General features: G+C 47.7%; 7 protein-coding genes. 4 read left to right on the forward strand and 3 right to left on the reverse strand.

Annotation, left to right across the window (positions count from 1 at the left end):
- The first annotated feature begins 13 nt into the window (after positions 1-13).
- The gene (locus tag NK638_RS06595) at positions 14-832 is read left to right on the forward strand and encodes a ferredoxin--NADP reductase (protein ID WP_446739815.1); all 819 of its coding nucleotides are present in this window, start codon (positions 14-16) and stop codon (positions 830-832) included.
- Between the two features lie 164 nt (positions 833-996).
- Here NK638_RS06595 and NK638_RS06600 read toward each other — a convergent pair whose 3' ends face one another.
- The gene (locus NK638_RS06600) at positions 997-1,770 is read right to left on the reverse strand and encodes a hypothetical protein (protein ID WP_105246581.1); all 774 of its coding nucleotides are present in this window, start codon (positions 1,768-1,770) and stop codon (positions 997-999) included.
- Positions 1,771-2,151: 381 nt separating this feature from the next.
- On the opposite strand from NK638_RS06600, the gene NK638_RS06605 reads away from it, so the two are divergent.
- The gene (locus NK638_RS06605; protein WP_199774469.1) at positions 2,152-3,039 is read left to right on the forward strand and encodes an energy transducer TonB; all 888 of its coding nucleotides are present in this window, start codon (positions 2,152-2,154) and stop codon (positions 3,037-3,039) included.
- 152 nt (positions 3,040-3,191) lie between these two features.
- Positions 3,192-4,067 (forward strand): mechanosensitive ion channel family protein, encoded by an 876-nt coding sequence (locus NK638_RS06610; RefSeq protein ID WP_274632391.1) that lies wholly within the window; start codon positions 3,192-3,194, stop codon positions 4,065-4,067.
- Positions 4,068-4,151: 84 nt separating this feature from the next.
- Here the strand turns inward: NK638_RS06610 and ybeY are convergent, their stop codons facing one another.
- Together ybeY and NK638_RS06620 are read right to left on the reverse strand one after the other, a co-directional pair.
- Positions 4,152-4,757 (reverse strand): rRNA maturation RNase YbeY, encoded by a 606-nt coding sequence (gene ybeY / locus NK638_RS06615; RefSeq protein WP_274632392.1) that lies wholly within the window; start codon positions 4,755-4,757, stop codon positions 4,152-4,154.
- A gap of 270 nt (positions 4,758-5,027) precedes the next feature.
- Positions 5,028-6,122 carry a PhoH family protein gene (locus NK638_RS06620; RefSeq protein WP_274632394.1) on the reverse strand — a complete coding sequence of 365 codons (1,095 nt, stop codon included), beginning with the start codon at positions 6,120-6,122 and terminating at the stop codon, positions 5,028-5,030.
- 564 nt (positions 6,123-6,686) lie between these two features.
- On the opposite strand from NK638_RS06620, the gene NK638_RS06625 reads away from it, so the two are divergent.
- Positions 6,687-7,982, forward strand: a complete 1,296-nt coding sequence (locus NK638_RS06625) for an FAD-dependent monooxygenase (protein ID WP_274632395.1) — start codon at positions 6,687-6,689, stop codon at positions 7,980-7,982.
- The last annotated feature ends 44 nt before the right edge of the window (positions 7,983-8,026 follow it).

Raw genomic sequence — 8,026 nt, forward strand, 5'->3', positions numbered from 1 at the left:
AGAGTGATTAACGATTATGAGTGACAATATTCAGACAGTAACGGTGCTCAGTAAAACCACGTGGACACCCAATTTATTTAGTTTTACGGTCAGTCGTCCTGACAGCTTTAAATTTACCGCAGGTCAGTTTGTGCGTTTGGGGGTCAACCCCAGTCGGCTGAAGTATTATCAGCAGCAGGACGAGGCATTAGCAGCATTGGACGAAGACGTATTTCGTGCCTACTCAATTGTCTCCTCACCATTTGATGAGGTGTTAGAGTTTTTCTCTATTGTCATTCCTGATGGCGCTTTTACCTCGCAGTTGCAGCACTTAGAAGTGGGTGATGAGCTGCTGCTCAATACCATACCATTTGGCTTTTTGACGTTAGCTCGCTACCAAAAACCCTTGCCCAAAGACTTATGGTTATTGGCGACAGGTACAGGCTTGGCACCTTTCTTGTCGATGCTCCAAGACCTAAAGACATGGGAAGACTACGAGCATATCGTACTGGCCTACAGTGCGCGCTCGGTGGAAGAGCTGGCTTATATTGAGCTGATTGAACGCTTGCAAGCAGACTTTGGCTCGTTGGTGGACAACCCTGCCAAGCTGATTTTTATCCCCATTGTCACCCGCGAGCCCGTCGACGGTGTATTGACGGAGCGCCTGCCAAAGCTGCTATTGGACGGTACGCTACAAGAGCGTGCAGGTATTGCGCTGGATGTCGACAGCACCCATGTGATGCTCTGCGGCAACCCTGAGATGGTAGAGGACACCAAAGAAGCCCTAAAGACATTAGGGCTGGTGATGAACCGTCGCGGCGAGGGCAATATCGCGGTAGAAAATTATTGGTAAAAGCTATTGATGTATTGATAAAAGCTGCTGCTACAGGTGTTTGCTTAAATCTGATAAATAAAAGTTGTATTGCCGTTGTACAAAAACGCCGCTACTTGATAGACGAAAAGTAGCGGCGTTTTAATGGTTTATTACGTACGATTGATAGCTCATGTAGTTGGAGATCAAACCTGACTGGGCTCGGTGGCATCTGCGACAGGGTTGATCGGGCCTTGCATCAGTTCAGGCTCATCGGCATCGCTAATGATATCTTCATTGCTACTGGCGGCCAGTAGGTCACGATAGTTGATCTGAGTCTTTAAGATCATCTGCTCTTCTTCAAGCTCGCCATAATTGACCTGCACCTTGTGCAGTGTGCTGATGATTTTTTTGTTCTTTTTTAGCCAGCGGTTGATATCGAGGTAGATAACCTCGTCTTTGGCACGAGCAATGTTGATATACGATAAGATAAAGCCGAGTGGGTCTTTTTTGAGGATACGATGATAAAACCAGATAAACAGCTTGATGCCTTGGCGCTTGATAAAAGACTCGCAGCGCAGGTTTAGTACATCGGTATAGGTCTGCTGGCCAAAGACAAAACGCTGCACATTGCGATCGAGCTGTACATGAATCAAGCTAAAGTTACTGGCGACCTCGATATAGATGCCTGAGATATCAATAGTACAGTATAGGCGAAACCAGTCGTCGTGCATCTCAACGCGCAGCTCTAAGATAGCCTTTACATTGTCGGTGACAAACTTTTGCAAGGCATCGTTGACGTATTGCTGCGCCACCGGCAGCGATAGCTCGTTTTCAAACTTATCGGTGGTTTTGTTATAAAGGTTTTTGACAGATTGGGTGAGGCGCTCCCAGCCGTCGCTAAATGACTCATCAAAACGATAGCCAATGTTTTCAAAGTACTCATCAAAACTGTCTGAATTGTTTACGTTATCACTCATGTTATCAAAGTCACTCAAACGTATTATCCTTATAGTGCGCTATTAAAGTATGCACTTCTTGTTGTGTTACTGCATATTATTGAAAGCAAGCATCCCAATAATAGGGTATTTGTTTTATAGTATCTCGACTATAGCATTTATAAAGCAGTATATAACAAATATCGTGGCTTCAAAATGAACACAGGCGTTTTATCGTAAATGATTTGTTTGCAGTGTGGATGGCGCGCCTGTTTGGCGGTTGTGCTGGCGACGCAATTCTATGTCATGTTATGATAGCCTCGGCACGGCATGAGTCAACCGCTTAGCGGTGCCTATTCATTGATATATAGATGAGCGGCAGACTTGTGCTGCGACGCTCATACCCTTAAGCTGAGAGCAACTGTGGCCTATATTAAAGACTCACAAAGTTATCATTTTTCAGCGCAAGCCCCTAAGCGCGATAGAAGCCTGCCTATGGCGATCGTCATCGCTGTGAGTGTGCATGTGCTGATTATTTTTGGTATCAGTTTTTCTATGGGGCAAGATCCGGCAGCGATGATGCAGGATGTGGCCAAGGCCTTAACGGACAACATGCAGCCAAATGAGGACGCGCACTTTATCGCCAACGCCTCGCAGGTCGGTGGCGGCACGATAGAAGAGCAGCTCAGGCAAGAAACCGATCAGGTCAGCCCGCTGTCAGCTGAGCAAATGAGCGAGACACAAGATGTGATCAACTTGCAGCGGCAGACCCGTCAGCAGCGCTATCAAGAAAGCTACTTGCGTACCACCTTGAGCTGGCGACAGGCAACCGTCGAGTCTGATAATGACAGTACGCAAGAGCAAGATGATATCTTGGCGCAAGAAGAGCGTCTGCGTAAACAAATCGCGACATTAGAGGCGCAGTTGTCCCAGCGTCAGCAGATATATGCGACCAAATCAAAAGTGGTGACGGTCGATAGTAACTCAACGACGCGCGGCGCTGCAGCGGATTATATCAATACGTTTCGTGAGCATGTCGAGCGGGTCGGCAACCTGCATTATCCAGCGCAAGCTCGGGCGCAGGGTATCACCGGCGACGTACGCTTGATGGTGGTTATCAGTAGTGATGGCAATGTCAAAGCCATCCGTTTGCTAGAGAGCTCAGGCTCGACGATATTGGATGAAGCGGCAAAGCAGTCAGTGCGTCAAGCAGCACCCTTTGGCAAATTTACCGAAGACATGAACGATATTGTAGAGCTGCGTTTGATACGCACTTATCAGTACAGCGATACAGTCAATGTGACGTATTAGCGGATGAGGTATCAATAAGCGACGTATCAATAAGCGACGTATCAATAAGCGACGTATCAATAAGCGATACAGCAAATCAAAAAAAAGCCGTTTGCCAGCAAAGGCGAACCGGCACTTAGATATCACAATACACTTAAACAAAAAGAGTCAGTATGGAATTTTTAGGTTTTACAGTCGATGTTGCTGCTTTGACCAGTAACGCATTGAGCTTGGTAATCAAAGTGGCTTTTGCCATCGTTATATTTGTGGTCGGGCGCTGGCTGGCCAAAAAGGCCGTTACCTTTGCTCATGGTATTATGCGCCGCAGTCATTTAGATGATACGGTGGCCAGCTTTTTAGGGCGCTTGCTTTATGGCGTATTACTGGTGGTAGTGGTGTTGGCCGCGCTGAGCAAGGTTGGGGTCCAAACGACATCGGTCGTTGCCATACTGGGTGGTGCAGCGGTCGCGATTGGTCTGTCGTTAAAGGATCAGCTATCAAACTTTGCCGCTGGTATCATGATCGTTACTTTTCGCCCCTTTGTGCGCGGTGATTATGTACAGATTAGCAGCTACACAGGGACGGTGACCGAGATTACATTGATCAACACCCACCTGACCACGATCAATAACCACGATATCATCATCCCAAATGGCGATATCACCACCTCTGCGGTGACCAATTATACGGCGCTGCCCAATCGCCGCGTCGATATCACGGTTGGGATCGGCTACGATGCCGATATCAAAACTGCCAAAGAGGTGATGCTGAGCTTGGCCAGAAGCAACCCAATGGCCTTTACCGACCCTGAGCCTATCGTACGCGTGACCAATCTGGGCGACAATTCGGTAGATTTGACCCTCAATGTCTGGACGACCAATGCTGATTGGTGGACGATGCAGTGTGATTTGCTTGAGCAGTTTAAATACGCTTTAGACGATGAAAAGATTGAGATTCCATTCCCGCAGCGTAGCGTCCATGTCAAAGGCTTGGATCAGATGATTAATCAAATGGGTCAGTCGCAAAAACTGCCCATGACTAAAGACTGAGCCCACGACTAAATAATGAACAATAGTTGATTATTAGGTGTTTGTTCTAAGGGATGGGTTCGGTCAAAAACCATCTCGTCAAATTCAAGCGTTTGGTAGATAGGGATTTGGTAGGTTAAGACTTGCCAAAATCTCTATCTCAAACCCTTCCATCTCCTCTTGCTCAGCTTGTCCAAGCTCGTGATCAAAGCCTAATAAATGCAGCATACCGTGTACCAGTAAATGACTGATATGCTGCGCGACGGTCTTGTCTTGTTCGGCGGCTTCTCGTTCCACGACTTCATGACAGACGATCAGCTCGCCGAGTGGTAGGGTCGGCATCAAGTCAATAATGGCGACGGGTAAGTCGCTTGGATAGGATAAGATATTGGTCGCATAATCCTTGCCCCGTGCTTCCAGATTTAATTCACGACCTTCAGTTTTGTCATTAATATAGATATCTAGCGCTTTGATTTTGTGCTGCCACGTCTCAAGACTAATATCTGTAAAATAAGGAAGCATCAGACCGTTTTCTATACGTCTATCTATATATTTCAAAGTTGCAGCCATGATTGGCAATAGGCGATCTGCACTGTAGTAACGACTGATTAATCCTTCATCGATACTATCAAGAGCGCTGACATCAAGCTCAACTTTGTCTAGATTATTTATCTTTAGGGCGTTCATATTATCGTTGTTAGATTGGTTCATAGCGTCACCTTAGGGGGATATAGTCGATTCTAAATAAAACAGATACATTGTATGTCAACGTGGAACTGGTATAAATTTTTCTTACGTGCTGTGCCTACGCCGCTCGATGCTGCGTAAAATTCATCCCAGTCCCACTGTATCGTTTTTATACTGAAATCACTATATTATGCTTATCAAGACTCATTTTATTTAATATTAACGAAAAGACCAGATCACTATGTTTAGTAATCCGGTCTTTTGGGTTAGACATAACGGTTTAATGACGTTTAGCTACAACTTAGAGGCTGCATCTGCCACCGCCTGTCTGCGCTCTTGCTCTTTGATGCGCTCAAACTTACGTTTTTCTTGTAGCGCGATTTGCTCTTCATCAAACACATCATAGGCTTCGACGATTTTTTGTACCAACTGATGGCGCACCACGTCTTTTGAGTCAAACTTAGTAATATGAATCTCTTCAATATCGCTTAAAATATCCATCGCCTGTGCCAAGCCTGATTTGGTACCGCGTGGCAAGTCGACCTGTGAGATGTCACCGGTGATGACCGCGCGTGAGCCAAAGCCAAGACGCGTCAAAAACATTTTCATTTGCTCAGGTGTGGTGTTTTGCGCTTCATCCAAGATGACAAATGAGTTGTTTAAGGTGCGGCCACGCATATAAGCCAGCGGCGCAATCTCGATGATTTGCCGCTCGATCAATTTGCCGACCTTCTCAAAGCCAAGCATCTCATAAAGGGCATCGTAGAGTGGGCGCAGATAGGGGTCAATCTTTTGTGTGAGATCACCGGGTAAAAACCCAAGCTTCTCCCCAGCTTCTACCGCTGGACGTACCAGTAGTATGCGCTCAATCTCATTGCGCTCTAGCATATCGACCGCGCAGGCCACCGCCAGATACGTTTTGCCGGTACCGGCAGGCCCAATACCAAAGGACACATCGGAGCTGAGCACGTTTTTGACATAGCGCTGCTGGTTGCCCCCGCGCGGGATGATACGGCCTTTGCGCGTGCGCAGGCTAATGGGGGTAAACTCATTTGCCGAATCCAAATCAGCTGTATCGCTCTCATCATCGGCAGACTCTTGCTCATCGTCTGCCATGTCTTCATCGCGGGAGACGCTCGATTGGATAATCAAATGCAGCTCTTCTGCACTGATATCCTTGGTGTTTTGCGCTTCATCGACCAGTTTATAAATGATGCGTTCGCCGCGCTCGACCGCAGTCACATCTCCGCTCAGGCAAAAGTCGCCTTGGCGTTGAATGATCTTGATATCGAGGCGATCTTGTAGGTATTTCATATGGTTGTTGTATTCACCAAGCACGGTTTTGAGCTGTGCTGGGGTCAATGATTCAAACTTTATACGGCGGCTCATAGAATCAGTCAAGCGATTATCCTTGTGTTGTGTACCCGCTGCTATCGCCTAGTCTGATGAGATCAACATGGAGAGTGCTACGGGCTTCAGAGATAAAAAATAAAATGATAAAAAATAAAATGAGTAATAAAAATCGTTCGTCAAAGTGTCTGGGCGGGCAGTGTGTCACGCGCCTTTTAACACGCAGGTGGCGTATCTGCTAGCGATATAGATAACGGTAAATTATTATTGGTTTTGGGGTTAATGATAAATCAATGTCTTGTCTTCATTATGGTAGATAGTTTTTAAAATTCAAGCCATCGCCTGCCCAGATGGCGGGGTTTTTGTATGTAGATTGCAACCACAGGCTGGTGGGCAAACGGCTGCAATGGTGAGGTATGCTTTGGCGTAGCTTACCCTCATGTCAGTCTTTTATGATATGACCGCAAACAGGCGAGTACACGCTTTGCATACGTGTCAGAGCACAGAAACACAAGCAAACTGTGGTAATCTAGGGCATTAATAAATAACGCCTGAAAAATAAGAAAGCACACCATTAAAAGCAATATGATTAGGAATAGCATGATGCAAAATACCAATGCAACGTCATCAACTGTCAGAAAAAAAGCAGCAATCACTGAGCAGCAAGTACTGATCGCCGGCGGCGGTCACGTCGGCTTATCTTTTGCCTTGCTATTAGCGCATCACGGCATCAAAAGTACCTTGCTCGAAAAAAACAGTTACCCAACCATCAGCCCGCACGATGACCGTACGCGCAGTCATTATTTGGACAGTCGCAACACCGCTCTGTCGCGGCGTACCGTACAGATCTATCAAGAGATTGGGCTGTGGGATGAGCTACAAAGCCATGCCTGCCGTATTGATGCGGTACAGATCAGCGAGCAAGGCAGCTTTGGCCGCGCGCAATTAAATAAGGCGGACGAGCAAGTCGAGTCGTTTGGGCAAGTGATGGAAAACGCTTGGCTGGGGCGTAAGCTACTACTGGCCGCGCAGCAGGAGTCGCTGATTAGTATCATTGATAATGCCAACGTCATCGCTGTCGAGCAGCAGCCTGATGGCGTGACGCTCAGCTTTAGCTACTACGGCGAAGAAGAGCACGAGCAGCAGCTGCAGGCCAGTCTACTGGTCGCTTGCGATGGTCGCGACTCTACCGTGCGCCAGTTATTGGACATTGGCACGACGACGTATGACTATCAGCAGACCGCCATCGTCGGAGTGGTAGAGACGGATAAGCCGCACGACCATGTCGCCATTGAGCGCTTTAGTCCAGCAGGGCCACTGGCGGTGCTGCCATTGACCGACCCAGAAGGCGATGGCAATGAGGAATATCAACAAGGCTACAGACGCTCGGTGGTTTGGGTCTGCCCAAAAGGCGAAGAGACAAGATACCTAGAAGATGATGCGCATTTCTTGGCGACGTTGCAGGGAGCATTTGGTGAGCGTGCTGGCACGTTTGTCAACGCTGGTCGCCGCGGTGCCTACCCGCTGACGCGCGTACTGGCAGATAAACAAGTCGCTGGCCGCTGCGTCATCATGGGTAATGCCGCCCACACCTTGCATCCCGTGGCAGGTCAAGGCTTTAATCTGTGTATGCGCGATGCTCACGTACTGGCAAAAATGCTGAGCGCGCAAGTGCTGCGAGGCGAGGATATCGGTAGTCCGGCATTGCTCACGCGCTACGAAAAAGCCCGACAAACCGACCAAAAGCGCGTCATTCGTTTTTGTGATGCGGTCGTCCATGGCTTTACCCATCCCAATCCAGCCATCAAACTGGCGCGTAACATGGCACTGGTGGCGTTTGATAAACTGCCCAATATCAAACCGCTGGTGGCAAATTATGCCATGGGTTTAAAATCGTAATACCCATAACTAGGGCGTGTTGAACATTCGACCATGGCACTGAC

It is taken from the genome of Psychrobacter sp. A3 (assembly GCF_028823565.1).
GTDB lineage: Bacteria > Pseudomonadota > Gammaproteobacteria > Pseudomonadales > Moraxellaceae > Psychrobacter > Psychrobacter celer.

What these genes read in the sequence shown, in the direction of transcription:
- NK638_RS06600 (WP_105246581.1), bottom strand. Translation starts at nt 1,770, where the DNA reads ATGAGTGATAACGTAAACAATTCAGACAGTTTTGATGAGTACTTTGAA.
- NK638_RS06610 (WP_274632391.1), top strand. Translation starts at nt 3,192, where the DNA reads ATGGAATTTTTAGGTTTTACAGTCGATGTTGCTGCTTTGACCAGTAAC.
- ybeY (WP_274632392.1), bottom strand. Translation starts at nt 4,757, where the DNA reads ATGAACCAATCTAACAACGATAATATGAACGCCCTAAAGATAAATAAT.
- NK638_RS06620 (WP_274632394.1), bottom strand. Translation starts at nt 6,122, where the DNA reads ATGAGCCGCCGTATAAAGTTTGAATCATTGACCCCAGCACAGCTCAAA.
- NK638_RS06625 (WP_274632395.1), top strand. Translation starts at nt 6,687, where the DNA reads ATGCAAAATACCAATGCAACGTCATCAACTGTCAGAAAAAAAGCAGCA.